At 65.8% G+C, this 14,755-nt stretch carries 13 protein-coding genes; 3 read left to right on the top strand and 10 right to left on the bottom strand.

Annotation, left to right across the window (positions count from 1 at the left end; all coding sequences use genetic code 11):
* Window positions 1–23: 23 nt before the first annotated feature.
* The 6 genes from H607_RS0109335 to H607_RS0109310 are packed head-to-tail and all read right to left on the bottom strand — an operon-like array spanning window position 24 to window position 6,272.
* On the bottom strand, window positions 24–2,597 hold the full coding sequence (locus H607_RS0109335) for a cation-translocating P-type ATPase (RefSeq protein ID WP_028875219.1): 2,574 nt from the start codon (window positions 2,595–2,597) through the stop codon (window positions 24–26).
* A complete protein-coding gene (locus tag H607_RS0109330; RefSeq protein ID WP_028875218.1) occupies window positions 2,594–3,949 on the bottom strand; it encodes a sensor histidine kinase in 1,356 nt (451 codons plus the stop codon). The genes H607_RS0109335 and H607_RS0109330 overlap by 4 nt, the downstream gene beginning before the upstream one ends.
* A complete protein-coding gene (locus tag H607_RS0109325) occupies window positions 3,946–4,623 on the bottom strand; it encodes a response regulator (protein WP_028875217.1) in 678 nt (225 codons plus the stop codon). The genes H607_RS0109330 and H607_RS0109325 overlap by 4 nt, the downstream gene beginning before the upstream one ends.
* Before the next feature lie 10 nt (window positions 4,624–4,633).
* The gene (locus H607_RS12460) at window positions 4,634–5,254 is read right to left on the bottom strand and encodes a cytochrome b/b6 domain-containing protein (protein ID WP_037990237.1); all 621 of its coding nucleotides are present in this window, start codon (window positions 5,252–5,254) and stop codon (window positions 4,634–4,636) included.
* 12 nt (window positions 5,255–5,266) lie between these two features.
* Complete coding sequence (locus H607_RS0109315) at window positions 5,267–5,827, bottom strand: diheme cytochrome c (protein ID WP_051240800.1); 561 nt, start codon at window positions 5,825–5,827, stop codon at window positions 5,267–5,269.
* Window positions 5,828–5,843: 16 nt separating this feature from the next.
* Window positions 5,844–6,272 carry a DUF1924 domain-containing protein gene (locus H607_RS0109310; protein ID WP_051240852.1) on the bottom strand — a complete coding sequence of 143 codons (429 nt, stop codon included), beginning with the start codon at window positions 6,270–6,272 and terminating at the stop codon, window positions 5,844–5,846.
* A 202-nt stretch (window positions 6,273–6,474) separates the two neighbouring features.
* Between H607_RS0109310 and H607_RS12965 the strand changes: the two genes are divergently transcribed.
* Genes H607_RS12965 through H607_RS0109295 form a run of 3 tightly spaced genes read left to right on the top strand, consistent with a single transcriptional unit; the run spans window position 6,475 to window position 10,769 of the window.
* Window positions 6,475–8,085, top strand: a complete 1,611-nt coding sequence (locus H607_RS12965; protein WP_169393601.1) for a methyl-accepting chemotaxis protein — start codon at window positions 6,475–6,477, stop codon at window positions 8,083–8,085.
* A gap of 36 nt (window positions 8,086–8,121) precedes the next feature.
* Entirely contained in the window at window positions 8,122–9,000 is an 879-nt protein-coding gene (locus H607_RS0109300; protein ID WP_028875213.1) for a GAF domain-containing sensor histidine kinase, read from the top strand.
* Complete coding sequence (locus tag H607_RS0109295; protein WP_028875212.1) at window positions 8,997–10,769, top strand: putative bifunctional diguanylate cyclase/phosphodiesterase; 1,773 nt, start codon at window positions 8,997–8,999, stop codon at window positions 10,767–10,769. The genes H607_RS0109300 and H607_RS0109295 overlap by 4 nt, the downstream gene beginning before the upstream one ends.
* A 4-nt stretch (window positions 10,770–10,773) precedes the next feature.
* Here H607_RS0109295 and siaD read toward each other — a convergent pair whose 3' ends face one another.
* From siaD to siaA, 4 genes are read right to left on the bottom strand one after another with little or no spacing between them, the layout of a single operon-like run.
* Window positions 10,774–11,583 carry a biofilm regulation diguanylate cyclase SiaD gene (siaD, locus tag H607_RS0109290; RefSeq protein WP_028875211.1) on the bottom strand — a complete coding sequence of 270 codons (810 nt, stop codon included), beginning with the start codon at window positions 11,581–11,583 and terminating at the stop codon, window positions 10,774–10,776.
* A gap of 1 nt (window position 11,584) precedes the next feature.
* Window positions 11,585–11,965, bottom strand: a complete 381-nt coding sequence (gene siaC / locus H607_RS0109285) for a biofilm regulation phosphoprotein SiaC (RefSeq protein WP_028875210.1) — start codon at window positions 11,963–11,965, stop codon at window positions 11,585–11,587.
* 23 nt (window positions 11,966–11,988) lie between these two features.
* Complete coding sequence (gene siaB / locus H607_RS0109280; RefSeq protein WP_028875209.1) at window positions 11,989–12,531, bottom strand: biofilm regulation protein kinase SiaB; 543 nt, start codon at window positions 12,529–12,531, stop codon at window positions 11,989–11,991.
* 14 nt (window positions 12,532–12,545) lie between these two features.
* Window positions 12,546–14,543, bottom strand: coding sequence for a biofilm regulation protein phosphatase SiaA (siaA, locus tag H607_RS0109275; RefSeq protein WP_028875208.1), 1,998 nt, complete (start codon window positions 14,541–14,543; stop codon window positions 12,546–12,548).
* Window positions 14,544–14,755 lie beyond the last annotated feature (212 nt).

The raw sequence follows: 14,755 nt of genomic DNA, 5'->3' as shown, positions 1-14,755 counted from the left end.
ACGGTGGCGAACTTAAGGAAAGCTTAAATGCCGTCTCCTCGGCGAAATGCGCGCACATGGCGCCGCAGCCAACTCTTGGCGGCTTCCAGGAGCACCAGCACGCCGGCACCGACGGCAAGGGTGAGCGCCACGTCGTCGGGGTGCAAAGGGCCGAAATGCAGCAGGTCGCGCGCTGGCGGCCACAGCAGGACGACGGCGGAGAAGGCGGCGACGAGGCCGGCGATCGCCGCCAGCATCGGGTTCGGGCGCCGGAACGCTTCCCGTAACGAGGCCGAGAACGAGCGGTCGATGAGCACGAGCCCCAGCAGGCTCGTCACCAGGGAGAAAAAGGTGAGGGCGCGCACTTCTTCGTCCGACAGGCCGCGCGCCACCGCGCCCAGCAGCACGCCGGTCACGAGCGCCAGGACGAGCGCCCCTTGGGCCACACCCCAGGTGAGCAGCGGCCAGGAGAAGAGCGGTTCCTGCGGTGGCCGCGGTGGGCGGCGCATCACGTCGTCCTCTTCGGGTTCGGCCTCGAAGACGAGGGAGCAGACGGGGTCGATCACCATCTCCAGCAAGGCGATGTGGATCGGACCGAGCACCAGCGGCAGGCCGAGCAGCAGGGGCAACAGCGCCAACCCGGCGATCGGCAGATGGACCGCGAGGATGAAGAGCATCGCCTTGACGAGGTTGTCGTAGATGCGCCGTCCCAGGCGGATCGCCTGCACGATGGCGCCGAAATCATCGTCGAGCAGCACGAGCGCGGCCGCTTCGCGGGCGACGTCGGTGCCGCGCCCGCCCATGGCGATGCCGATGTGCGCGGCCTTGAGCGCCGGGGCGTCGTTCACGCCGTCGCCGGTCATGGCGACGACCTCTCCGGCCGCTTTCAGGGCTTCGACGAGGCGCAGTTTCTGCGTGGGGGCGATGCGGGCGAAGACCGTCACCTGCGATACCCGTCGGCGCAGTTCGGTCTCGTCGAGCCGCGCGAGCTCGTCGCCGGTCATCACCTCGTCGGCGGCGATGCCGGCGGCTCGGGCGATCGCCCGGGCGGTGGCCGGATAGTCGCCGGTGATCATCACCACGCGCACGCCCGCCGAATGGCACTGCGCCACCGCTTCCGGCACGCCGGGGCGCAAGGGGTCGGCGAGTCCGGCCAGGCCGACGAAGGAAAAGGCGAAGGCGCGAGGATCTTCCGGCAAAGGATCCTCGGCACCTTGGGCGCGGGCGAGCGCCAGCACCCGTAAGCCTTCACCGGCCATTGCCTCCACTTGCGCGAGCAATGCCGCGCGCGCCGCCTCGTCCATGCGGCACAGGGTCGCGATCGTCTCGGGGGCACCTTTGCTGGCGACGAGGATCTCGCCTCGCGCCGAGCGCCACACCCGCGTCACCGCGAGCAGCTCGGGCCGCAGGCCGTATTCCTTTACGGGGGCGAGATCGGTTGTCACGGGCTGCGGGCAGCGCCGTTCCAGTTCGTGGAAAGCGAGTTCCATCGGATCAAAGGGGTCGTCGGCGCTCGCGAGCCGGGCACACTCGGCCAGCGCCCGGAAAGGTTCGGGCAGCAGGGAGGCGTCGTCTTTCCTCGTCCAGGTCGATCCGTCGGGTCGGCGCAGGGCGACCACGCGCATGCGGTTCTCGGTCAGGGTCCCGGTCTTGTCGGTGCACAGCACCGTGGCAGAACCGAGCGTCTCGATGGCGGCGGCGCGCCGCGTCAGCACCCGGGCGCGCGAGATGCGCCAGGCGCCCATCGCCATGAACACGGCGAGTACGACGGGAAATTCCTCCGGCAGCATCGACATGCCCAGCGCGATGCCGGCGAGGAAGGCTTCGGTCCAGTTGCCGCGCAGACTGCCGTAGAGTAGCGTCGCGGCGAGCGCCGTGGCCGTGCCGAGGGTGGCGAAGAGCCGCACGATTTGCCGTGTCTGGCGCTGCAGGCGCGGTGGTTCGGTGTCGATGTGCGCCAGCGCCGTGCCGATCTTGCCGAATTCGCTGCGCGCACCCGTGGCGAGGACGCGCGCGAGCCCTCGGCCGCGCACCACGAGCGTGCCGGAGAAGACGTAGGGCAGATCGTCTCCACCGGGCGAGGGCGGCGGCAAAGAAGTTCCAGGGTGCGGAGCGGTTTTGCGCACAGGGACTGATTCGCCGGTGAGCAAGGATTCGTCGACCAGCAGATCCTGGGCCTCGAGGAGTACCGCGTCGGCCGGGACGCGGTCGCCCTCGGCGAGCACGATCAGGTCGCCGCGTACCACTTCCCGCCCCGGGATGCGCTGCCGCTGCCCGTCGCGGATGACGAGCGCTCGAGGGCTGGAGAGTTCGCGCAGCGCGGCGAGCACCCGTTCGGTGCGGCTCTCCTGGATCGTCGTGATCAGCACGGAGAAAACGGCGAAAGCGAGCAGCACCAGCCCTTCGGTCAGGTCGCCGACGAGCAGGTAGATCCCCGCGCCGGCAAGCAGCAGGAGGAGCATCGGTTCGCGCAATACTTCGCCCACGATGCGCCACGGCGTGCGCTGGCGCTCCTGCGGCAATTCATTCGGTCCTTCGTCGGCCAGGCGCCGCCGGGCCTCTTCGCTCGAGAGTCCGCGCGACGTCTCCTCGGTGTCGGACGGGGGTGATTCGCTCATCGGTCGGTTCCTTCTGGCGGTACGGCAAGGATGAGGGTGAATCGTGCCCCGCCCAGGCGGCTCTCACCGGGCTCGACGCGGGCGCCGAGGAGTTCCGCCGCCTCGCGCACCAGCGTCAGGCCCAGACCCGTGCCCGGGGCGGCGGAGTCGCGCGCAAAGGGGGCGAACAGCTTTTCCCGCCGCTCCGGGGCAATGCCGAGGCCGTCGTCCTCGACGTCGAGTCGCATGAGGTTCCCCTCCCGGCGCAGCGAGACCCGCACGGTACTGCCCGGCGGCGTGTGACGCAGTGCATTGCCGACGAGGTTGCGCACGATGAGGGCGAGCGGCTCCGGTGCGAGCAGGGCGGGCAGAGTCTCGGGCAAGTCCACCTCCAGCGTGTGCCCGTGCGCCTGGGCCTGCGGCCAGAGGAGAGCCAATTCCTGACGCACCACTTCGGCGGCATCGATGGTGCGTCGTGGCCGGCGCGCGTCGTGTCCCAGGCGCGCGAGCGTGAGCAGTTGCTCAATGAGCTGGGCGGCGCGGGTCGTGCCTTCGCGCGCGGCTTGCAGCGCTTCACGGCGGCGCGCCTCGTCGCCTTCGACGAGCGCGGCATCCAGATGCGCCGCGATCGCGGCAATCGGCGTGCGCAGTTCGTGGGCGACGTCGGCGGTGAAGCGCCGCTCGCGCTCGAAGGCTTGGGACAAGCGGGCGAGCAGCTCATTGACCGCGCCCACCACCGGCTCGAGTTCCTGCGGCGCATCGGGCAAGGCCACCGGTTCGAGCGCGTCCGGGCGACGGCGCCGTAAGGCTTGCGACAGCGCCACGAGCGGGCGTAATCCCCGCCCGATCGCCCACCAGGAAAAAAGTGCAAGCGCACCGGCCCCCATGCTGAGCGTCTCCACCGAGTGTTCTACCAGCTCTTCGGTGAGTTCGCCATGCAGATCCAGCGGATGCGCGGCGAACACTCGCGCCCCGTCGGGGCGGGTGCTGGCATAGACGCGCCAGCCTGGTTTGCCGGGAAGACGATGAAAGCCATCTTCGAGCCGGGAAAAATCGACATCCGGCGGCAGCGTGCCAAAGCGCACGATCTCCCCTCCCCCGGGATCGAGCACCAGCACGCCGGCGTGCTTTCCAGCCTTTCGTGCCCGTTTGCCCGGCGGTTCGGGGTACGCCGCTTCCCCGCGGCCCAGAGGGACCGCGGCAATCGCCTCGACGCTCGCCACGAGCCGCGCATCCAGCAGATCCCTTGCTTCCTTGCCGCTTTCCCTCACGACGTAGGCGAGCGAGACGAGCCAGAAGAGCGCCACCCCGGCGAGCAGCCAGAGCGTGAGGCGCAGGCGCAGCGAATGGCCGAGCCGGCGCCAGAGGGTCATCGCGCGGCTCCTTGCGCCGCCGGGCCCAGGCGATAGCCCAGCCCGCGCACCGTATCGATGATGTCCGGGTCGATCTTGCGACGCAGGTGATGGATGAGCACCTGCAGCACGTTGCTGTCGGGCGCTTCGTCCGCCTCGTAGAGCGCCTGTTCGAGCTGGATCTTGGTGAAGACCCGGCCCGGGCTGCGCGCGAGGCGCTCGAGTAGACGGTATTCCATCGCCGAGAGCTCGACCGGCGAACTGTCGAACCACACGGCATGCCCCGCCGTGTCCAGACGCAGGCGCCCCAAGTCGATGAGCGAACGCGCCCGTCCTTCGCCGCGGCGCACCAGCGCCCGCAGACGGGCGGCGATTTCTTCGAGCGGGGCGGGTTTCACCACGTAGTCGTCCGCTCCTTCGTCGAGACCAGCGATGCGGTCGGAGAGCGCGTCGCGCGCCGTCAGGATCAGCACCGGCGTGGCAAGCCCCTCGGCGCGCCAGCGCCCGAGCGCGTGCATGCCGTCCTCGTGAGGCAAGCCCAGGTCGAGCACCACGGCGTCGAACGGTTCGGATTGCAGCAGGCGCGAGGCGGAAGCGGCATCCCGTGCCCACGCCACGCTCATGCCCAGGGCTTCCAACCCCCGTTCGAGGCCCGCACCGAGCAGCGCATCGTCCTCGACGAGCAAGACCCGCATCTTCCCTCCTTCAGCTGCGCAGCAGCCAGTACACCGCCACCGCCACCCAGACGAGCAACACAACGGCTGCGGCGGTGTAGGGCCGCCCGATCGCTTCCTGCGGCGCGCCGCGTTTCACCCCCAGCACCATCGCGCGTACGAGATTCTCGCGATGGGCGAGACTGCCGACGAACACCCCGGCCAAGTGCACCAGCACCACGGCGAGCATGAGGTTCGCCAGCGCCTCGTGTGCCTTTTCGACGAACTTGCCGCCGATCTCCTCGTAGGTACACCAACCCAGGAGGGGTGTGAGGACCCCGAGGGCGAGCAGGGCGAGGATGGCGATCCCGCCGGCCGGATTGTGCCCGGTGTAATGGCGCGGCTGCAAGCGTGCCAGCCCGACGAGATAGTCCCAAACTTCGCGCCACGGACGCACGAAAGAGGAGAATCGCGCCGACCACGGGCCGACGAAACCCCAGATCACGCGAAAGAGGGCCACCGCGGCCACCGTGCCGCCGGCGGCGACGTGCACCAGGCGCAAGCGCTCGGATTCGCCGGTGAGCCAAGCGACGATGAATCCGAGGGCCATCAGCCAGTGCCCGAGTCGCACGACGGCGTCCCAGACCAGCACCTTGTTTCCGTTCGACTCCATGATGAGGCTCCGTTAGTCTTTGTAGGGGCCATAGCCGGGGATGTCGATCTCGCGCTCGCGGTACGAGCCTTCTTCGGCCCGCTTGTGGCAAGCGCCGCAGTTGGCCGGGGACTTCACCCGAGGGTCGCGCCAGGCGGCGGTGGGAACTTCGTCGTGCTTGCGCTTGAACCAGGCCGTCTGCGTGATGCGCGGCGGGTCCCCGGCTCCTTGCGTGCGGCGGCCATCGCCCGCGTTCTGCACGAGAAAGTCGGTGAGCTCCTGCGCCGTCTGCGGCGAGAGCGAGGCATCGTCGCCATAATGGTGCGCGAGATCGGCCATCACTTTGCGCCAATCCTCGGCCGAGAGCAAGGACGGCGGGAAGGGAACGTGGCAGCTGCCGCATTCCTGACGGTAGAGCGGTGAGAGCGGCGCCCCTTTGCTCTTGTCTTTATAACGGGTCTCGTGCTTCTCCTGTTCGGCGCGTTCGTGCCGCTCTTCGGCCGAGACCACGATCGGCGCAGCGATGAGGGCGGCGCACAGGGCGGTGGTGAAAAGATGGCCGTAGTGGCGGTAAAGTCGTTCGATCACATTCATGTCGAGTCTCCTTCAGTCATTGGTGCACGAGCCAGGCGAGAAAATCGGCTTTCTCCGCCGCCGTGCATTCCCGTCCCACCACTTCCTTGCAGTTGCGGCGGAACCATTTTTCGATTTTCGTTTCGTCGGTGAACCGCTCGGGATTGGCGCTCACGGCCATGGGCGCGATCGTCTTTCCCGTGACCACGTGTTTGCCGCTCTGCCTGGGATCGGCGCCATGGCAGGCATAGCAGCCGGGCATGTCGGCCGACACGCCGTGATTCTTGCGATAGAAGGCTTCGCCGCGCGCAGGGTCGGGAGTGAAGCCCGCCTGTTCCTGGGCGGCGCGCTGCGCATAGCGCTCGGCCATCGCCGCCGGCGTTTCGGCCACGGCACAGAGAGAAAAGCTGGAGAGTAAGGTGGGAAAGAGCCAGGCAGCCAGCTTGCGGAAGATCGGGGATTTCATGATGACCTCTTCGTCGTGATGCACACGCGTTCATTGGAGCACACTGTCCTTAACAGGGAGTTAAAACGCGCGATGACATGATCGGTTAAAGGAGCTAAAAAGTGGATTGAGAATGATTTTTCTTTGGATCGGTTTAAGGATTTGTTAATCTTTTGCCGACATACTTCAATGATCGATGACCCTTTCGCCGAGCGAGACGATCATGCGGCTCAATCTTCCCGTCACACAGAACGAATACCCTGTACGCGACGACGTGGTGATCGTCTCGCATACCGATCTCAAAGGCCGCATCACCTACGCGAACGACGATTTCTGCGAATACGCTGGAATGACGCGCGAGGAGCTTCTCGGCCAACCGCACAATGTCATTCGCCATCCCGACATGCCGCCGGAAGCCTTCCGCGACCTGTGGGCGACGATCAAGGCGGGGCACGTCTGGCAGGGGATCGTCAAGAATCGGCGCAAGAACGGCGATCACTACTGGGTCAAGGCCACGGTAGCCCCTTTGCCCGACGGCTCGGGCTACATGAGCATCCGGCTCAAACCTTTGGCGGAAGAAAAAACCGCCGCCGAGGCGCTCTATGCCCGCATGCGCGCCGGTGCGCCTCTGCGGCTCGAGCGCGGCCGGCTCCGCCCTGGTCCCGTCAAACGTCTCCTCAATCATCTCGGCCTAGAGAGCCGCTATTGGATCACCCTTTTTGTCGGTGCCGGTTTCTACGGCGTGGCCGTGCTGTTTGCCCTGCAGGGGCGAACGATGGAACTTACCTGGGTCTCCGCCGCCGGCTTGTGCTCGTTCATGGGGTTAGGCGTGTGGATGCGGCGTCGCCTGCATGTGGGTATCGGCGAACTCAAGACCATGGCGCAGGCGGTGGCTGCCCTCGACTTGCGTGCTGACGTCGATGACGATCACCACGACGAGATTCGCGCCCTGCTCGACGTCCTGAAAGTGATCCGGGCGCGGTTCTACGAGACGGTGATCACGCTGCGTCAATCGCAAAAGCGGCTGCGTACTGAAGTGGGCGAGGAACTCCAGCGTGCCGGGCAGACGCGCTCGACCGCCCAGGGACAGACGGCCGCGGCGCACACGCTCGCCGCATCTACCGAGCAGCTCGCCCAGGCGATGCAAGAGATCGCCACGACGGCGGCACAAGCGGCAGAGCGGATCGAAGCGCTGATCGCGACCAATCGCCAGGCGACGGCGCGGGTGCGCGACAGTGCCGAACAGACGAGCAAATTGTCTGACGAATTGGCGGCGCTCGCCCATGAAGTCGAGGCGTTCAAGGGGTCGATGGATTCGATGCGCAGCGTCATCGACGTGATCGGCGAGATCGCCGCGCAGACGAATCTCCTTGCGCTCAACGCTTCCATCGAAGCTGCACGCGCAGGCGAATCCGGTCGGGGCTTCGCCGTGGTCGCCGACGAGGTGCGCAAACTTGCCGAGCGCACGGCGCAGGCCACGACCGAGATCGGTGCCATGATCGGCAAAGTGCAAAGCCAGGTGGATCACGCCGTCGCCCAGACCCAAGCAGGGCGGGAAACGGTCGAGACGACGGTGCGCAAGGCGCTCGCCTCGGCCGAGGAAATCGCCGGTATCGAACACGCGCTCGAAGCGATCGGGACCGAATCCGCGCAAATCCCGCGAAGCGTCGAAGCCCAAGCGCAAGTGACGCAGCAAGCGGCTGGCGAAATCACCCACCTCGCCCAGATGTCTGAAGCGCTCGAACAAATGGCTCATCACAGTGAGGAGGCGGCGCGATTGCTGGAGCGGACGGCGCAAGAGATCGCTGCGATGCTGCAGCAATTTCGAACATAATGACGGCCATGCGCCCTGCCGATCGCCCGAACTTCCATGACTGCCGACCCTGCCGAAATTGCCCGCCTGACTGCGCTCGATGGGCTCGACATCTACGGCACCCTTCCTGAGCCCACCTTCGATCGGGTCGTGGAGCTCGCCACGAGCCTGCTGGAGGTACCCATTGCCCTCTTGTCGTTCATCGGGAAAGACACGCTGCGCGTCAAAGCGCGCTTTGGTTCCGCGCTCGAGGCGTTGCCGCGCCAAGAATCGTTCTGCGCCTTCCTGATCGAATCGGATTCGGACAGTCTCCTCGTCAAGGATGCGCGCCGGGATCCCCGCTTCGCCTCCCTTCCCCTGGTGACTGCGGGAGGAATTCGTTTTTACTTCGGTCTGGCGATTCGGGTTGAGGGGCAACCGGTCGGGACGCTGTGCGTGATGGACACCCAGGTGCGCCACCTCTCGTCCGCGCAGGAACGCTCCTTGCGCCACCTCGTCGCGCTCACTGAAATCGGCGAAACCCAGGGACAACGCCTGGGACCAGTGCAAGCCGATTTCACCCGCGCCAAGCAGGTATTGGTCAACCTCCTCAGTAACGCCATCAAGTACAACCGACCCCATGGGCAAGTACGATTGCATGCCTTCTCGAGCGTGGAAGAAGCAAATACCCCGAAGTATTGGGAAATCGCCGTCACCGATACCGGCATCGGCATCGATCCGGCGCATCTCGACCACCTCTTCGAACCGTTCAACCGCCTGGGGCAGGAAAACGGCTCCATCGAAGGCACCGGCATCGGGCTCGCCATCGCGCGCGAGCTCGTCGAGCGCATGGGCGGGTCGATGCGGGTGGAGAGTCGTCTGGGCGAGGGAAGCACCTTCGCCTTCACCCTGCCGGCGGCGCCATGCGACCACCTTGATTCAGCCGAGGAACCATGATCCTGCCCGACCAACCGCTCACCGAGGCAAAGCTCCTCGTCGTCGATGACAACCCGGCTAATCTCGCCCTGCTGGAGGCAATCCTCGAGGAGGCTGGCTTTACGCACGTCACCTGCCTCAGCGACTCACGCCAAGTGCTGCCTGCCTGGCGGGAAGGGGGCTACGACCTGGTGCTGCTCGACATCCGCATGCCACATTTGGACGGGTATGCCGTGATGGCACAGCTCGAGGCCGAGCTCGAGGCCGACGACTATCTGCCGGTGATCGTGCTCACGGCGCAGATCGACGAAGCCACGCGCGAGCGCGCGCTCGCGGCCGGGGCGCGCGACTTCATCACCAAACCGTTCGACGCCAGGGAAGTGATCCAGCGCATCCGCAATCACCTGGAAGTGCGGGCGCTGCACAATCGTCACCTCCAGGAAGTGCAGACCTTGAGCGCCGATGTCCATCACAAGGACGACCTGCTGCAGCAGCGTGAGCGCGATCTCGCCTACCTCGCCACGCACCATCCGGTGGTGGGGCTGCCGAACCGGCCGCACATGACGCGGCGAGTGCACCGTCTGCTCGAAGAGGGCGCTGACGCCTTTGGCGTATTGCTCATGGAAGTGGAGGGGCATCGGCGTCTGGAAACCCTCGCGGGCTACGAATTCGCCGACCGGGTGCTGTGTCGGATCGGCGCACGCCTGCGGGAGGCCGTCTCGCCACCGACCGAGATCGGCTATTGGGGAAGCGGCGTCTTCATCGTGATTCTGCCCCGCTGCGGGCACCAGCAAGCGTACGACATGGCCCGGGAAATCTTGCAGGCGGTGCTCATGCCGCTCGAGGTAGGCGGCTATGCCGTCACCCTTTCGGCCCGCTCGGCACTCGTTCATGCACCCGAGGATGGGGAAGACTCGGACACCTTGCTGCGACGGGCGATGCTCACCTTGAGCCTGGCCCGGCCGGGGCTCTTGCCCATGCACTTCGACCCGGCTTTCGAGCGCTCGCTGCAGGAGCGCGAATCCCTGCTCGCCGACCTGCGCGAAGCGGCCCTGCGCGGCGAGCTGCAGCTCGTCTATCAGCCCAAGGTGAGCCTGCTGAGCGGCAAGATCGTCGGTGCCGAAGCTCTGATGCGCTGGCACCATCCGCGCCTTGGCATCGTCTCACCGTTGCGCTTCATTCCCTTGGCCGAGGAAAGCGGCCTCATCACGGCGCTCGGTCTGTGGGCGGTGGAACGGACGCTCGCCGCCATCCAGCGCTGGTACCAGCAGGTGCGGCGAATTCTTCCGGTGGCTGTTAATCTCTCGCCGCGCCAAATCGACCTGCTGCAGGGCGAAGGCTTGTCCTTGTCGGCCCAGATCCGCGACGCGATCGAGCGCAGCGGCCTGCCGCCGAATTGCCTCGAGCTGGAGCTCACCGAATCCTCGCTCATGCAGCAGAACGAAGCGGCGCTGCAGGAGCTGCAGCAGCTGCGGCAGCTGGGCGTGAGCTTGGCGCTCGACGACTTCGGCACGGGCTATTCTTCGATGGCCCGACTCCAGGAGCTACCGGTGAGCACGCTCAAGATCGACCGCAGTCTGCTCAAGGGGGTGACGCAAGATGCCCGCAGCCGGGCGATCCTCGGTTCCGTGATTTCGCTTGGCTGGGCGCTCTCGCTCGACGTCGTCGCCGAAGGCATCGAGACGGCGGCAGAGGCCGAAATACTGCGCGAGCTCGGCTGCCCTCTGGCGCAGGGGTACCATTTCTTCCGGCCGTTGCCGGAGGCGGAAGTGGCGGCGGTCGTGCGGTGACCGATCAGCCGATGACCGTACGATCGCGTCCATCGCGTTTGGCGCGAAGGAGCGCGGCGTCGGCGCGATCGAGGGCGGTGGCGAAGTGTTCGCCGGCGATTTGCCGGGTTAGCCCAATGCTGGCGGAGACGGTGACGGGGCCGAGCCGATGCGCGATGGAGATGGCGCCGATCGCCTGGCGTACGCGTTCCGTGACTTGAAAAGCGTCGGCGAGCTCGGTGGCGGGGAATATGAGAAGGAATTCCTCGCCGCCCCAGCGACCGACGAAATCACTGTGGCGAACGGCCCCGCGTAAGGCGTCGGCGATGTGCTTGAGCGTCGTGTCGCCCATGTCATGGCCCCAGCCGTCGTTGATGCGTTTGAAATGATCGACGTCCAGGATCGCCAGGCAGTATGCCGCAGGAGCCGTGGTGCTGGCAGAGTCTTCGTCGTGGAGCCGTTCCATCAGGTAGCGTCGATTGCCGAGCTCGGTGAGTGGATCTCTGAGCGAGCTCTGGAGGAGGGCCGCATTGAGGGAGCGGAGCTGATCTTGGTAGCGATCCGAGATGCGAGCGAGTTTCTCCAGTCGGCGCAAGTGCCGTTCGAAGCGCTGGGCCAACGAGCTCGAGTGCAGGCGACCGAGTTCGTGATAGCCGTCGGAGAGGTGGATGAGGCGCAGCAGCCGTTCGTTCTGCTGCCGGTGCAGGGCGAGCAGGCGCGCGAGCGGGGCGCGAAGGGGGTTGGCGTGATGGACGGGAGAGTCGAGCAGCTGGTCGATTTCGGCCAGCAGCCCGGCTTCGTCGCCTTCGTCCGTGTCGGGAGGGAGGGTGCTCATCTCAGGTCTCGGCGCTGATGCGAAACGGAAAAGTGCAGTCCTCGCGGAATTCTTCCGCCAGGAGCTCGACCCGTTCGTTGCGGGAATCGAAGAACCAGTCGACGCCGACGTCCCGTCCCTTGCCGTGGGCTTCCTCGAGCAGGTCGAAGATGTCCATCATGACTTTCACCGAACTGGTGTTCATATACACGAGGCGCAGTTCGAGGCGCAGGGGGCGGTCTTCCTGCTTCAGGTAGGATTCGACCCAGTCGAGCGTGCTGGTGAAAAAGTCGAAAGAGTTCTCGGGGTAGGAATCGCCGGACAACTGCAACAGGCCGCGTTCCCAGTCGGCGCTGATGGCCGGCGTGGTCTGGGTGCCTGCAAGGGTGAAGGAGGTGGTCATGGCAGGGCTCCGGGGCGAAGCGATCAGAGAATGGCGCGCAGACTGAAGAAAGTCTTGCCGCCGCCCAGCGGGCGTTGGGTGGCGCACAGGGGACGGCGGGCTTTGCGGGCGATGTCGATGAGCCCGAGGCCGGCGCCGCTCGAGGCTCCGGGCGTGACGGGGCGGCGCAGCTGTTCCTTGTAGGCGCGCTTGAGTTCGCTCGAATCCATGGTGGCGAGGCGGGCGATGCGTTCGAGCAGCAGCGGGGCGTCTTCGGCCTCGATCACGTTGCCCGCCTGGATGAGATAGCCGCCTTCTTCGTCGATGGCCACGAGGATCGTGGCGGCGCTCTCGGTTTCTCCGTATCTTTTGCGAATGGCATAGTGCCGGATGTTTTGCGTCATCTCGACGTAGGCTCCGAACACGTCCATCGCAGCGCCGGGATGGGCGTGTTCGGCGTCGAGATAGTTTTTCAGGGCGAGACCGATCTCCTCGATCAGGCTGCGTGAGATCGGGCCGTTGAAGCACAGCAGGATGCGGTGGCTATGCAGCAGTTCGCGCAGGTCGAGAAAATCGATGTCGAGCATGGGAGAGGCTCCGTTCAGTCGAGACGGAAAGACAGCAGGGTGATGTCGTCGCGTTGCGGTAATCCGCGGCGCCAGCTCTCGAATGCTTCGTCGAGGGCTGCGGCTTGTCGGGACAGGGGCAGCCGGGCCACGTGCCGCAGGAGATCGCAAAAGCGCGTGTCCCCGAACCCGAAGCCGAGCTCGCCGCCGGCCTGGTCGAGATAACCGTCGGTGACGAGCGTGTAGGTGATGCCGGCGCGCAAGGGGATTTCTTGTTCGACGTAGTGCGTCGGTTTGCGATCGCACAGAGAACGCCGCTGGGCGGGGAGCCGATGCACTTCTTCGCCGTCGCTCCAATAGAGGTCGATCTTGGCCCCGGCATAGCGCAGGCTCCGGGCCGTTCGGTCGATGTGTACCAGGGCGGCATCGGTGCTGGTGGCAATGGCGCGTGGCAGGCGGGCCTGGTCGAGCATGTGGCGCAGCGTGGCGTCGGCCTGTTGCAAGAGCTCTGCCGGACGATCGAGGCCGTGGCGATTCATGGCGTCGTCGAAGGCGGCTCGGGCGAGCATAGTCATGAGGGCACCGGGGACGCCGTGTCCGGCGCAATCGACGATGCCGAGGAGGTAACGCTCGCCTTCGGCGCGAAAGAGGTAGAAGTCTCCGCCGACCACGTCGCGCGGACGCCATAGCACGAGGTGGTGCTCGCCGAGCAGGGTGGTGAGCTCACGATCGGGCAGCAATGCCCGTTGAATGAGGCTGGCATACTGGATCGAATCCCCGAGTTTCTTCTGGGCGGCGGCCATGGCGGTGTTGGCTTCGAACAGCTCGGCGGTGCGGCAGCGTACTTGTTCTTCGAGTTCGCGCGTATGGTTGGCGAGCTGCCGAGCCATGTGGGAGAAGGCGCGGTTGAGGTCACCGAGTTCATCCTGGCCGGCCGCCGGGAGATCGACGTCGAAACGGCCGGACGCCAGCGCCATGGCCGAGCGGTGCAAACCGCGCAGTGGTCGCAAAAGGAGGCGGTCCACCGAGAGGACGAAGAGGGCGAGTACGGCGAGCAGCACCAGACCGAAGGCGACGAGGGCGGTGCGCGCCCAGGCATCCTCGAAGAGGCGGGCGTCATCGAGATCCACGGCGGTGACCAGGTACCACTGCAGCGGCTCGAGCCACGTGAGGGCGAGCAATTGCCGCCGTCCATCCAGCGTGGCGGGCGTCACTTCTACTTTGCCTGGGCTGGCGCTGGCTAGACGCATGCTCGCCCCGAGGTGCGCCGCGTCGTCCGGGCCGGTGAGCTGGCCGAAGAGCGTTTCCTGTGGCCGGGCGTTGCCCGTGGCGCCCGAAGCCCAGGCGATGCGCCGGGGATCGGGGTGGGCCTGGATGGCCCCGTTGCGGTCGATGATGAGCGGAGTGACGCCGGGTTCGGCGGTGTGCAGGAAGGAGGAGACGAAGGTGGTGAGGTCCACTCCCGTGCCGGCCACCCCCAGCCGTTCTCCGTCGTCTTGGATGATGACGTTGATCCAGACCATGACTTGCTTCAGCCAGCGATCGGGGTTGGGATTGATGTTGAGGGACGAGGGGTTTTCGAGGGTGGCGAAGAACCAGGCATCCTCGGGTTTCCCGGGATCGAGGAAATAGCGAGGCGCCAGGCTCTCGGGGGTATCGTCGTCGCGGTAATAGTAGGCCCGGCTATTGCGGCTGGCGATGAACCAGGAATGACCGATGAAGTCGCGCCGATAGCTTTCGGCTTCGATACTGGCCTGGCGTCGCCGGAGCTCATCGTCCTCGTGGCGCAGCCAATCGCGAATGGTGAGCGAACCGGCGAGATGGCGCGCCAGCGCGACTTCTCGCGACAGCGGGCCGGCGATGCGCTCGCCGTGTAGTTCGGTGAAATTGCGCGCCCAAGCTTCGCCGAAATGTTCCCGCAAGTTTTTGAAGACCTGGAATCCGATGGCTGCGACAGGAACGAGGGCGACCAGGCACAGCAGCAGCAGCGCCACGGCGGATTTCGCCCGTATTCCAAACCAGCGATCGGCCATCGCCGGGCTCCTTCATTCGTTATCGCGAGTATAGGGGGAAAAAAGGAGAGGGCGAGAGAGGATGCAAAAATATTTGCTGAGGCAATCCGTTGGTTTTTAGGAAGAATGGATGATTTTTAATGCATTTTGTGTTGATATTTTATTTCTGAATAAATTGTTTTCTTTGAGTTAGTCCATGAGGATTTTCGGGATCACCGGTAGACTATGCTTTG

Source organism: Tepidiphilus margaritifer DSM 15129, from assembly GCF_000425565.1.
GTDB classification, from domain to species: Bacteria; Pseudomonadota; Gammaproteobacteria; order Burkholderiales; family Rhodocyclaceae; genus Tepidiphilus; species Tepidiphilus margaritifer.
Note: the sequence above shows the minus strand (reverse complement) of the source record. Positions and strands in the feature narration are given on the sequence as shown.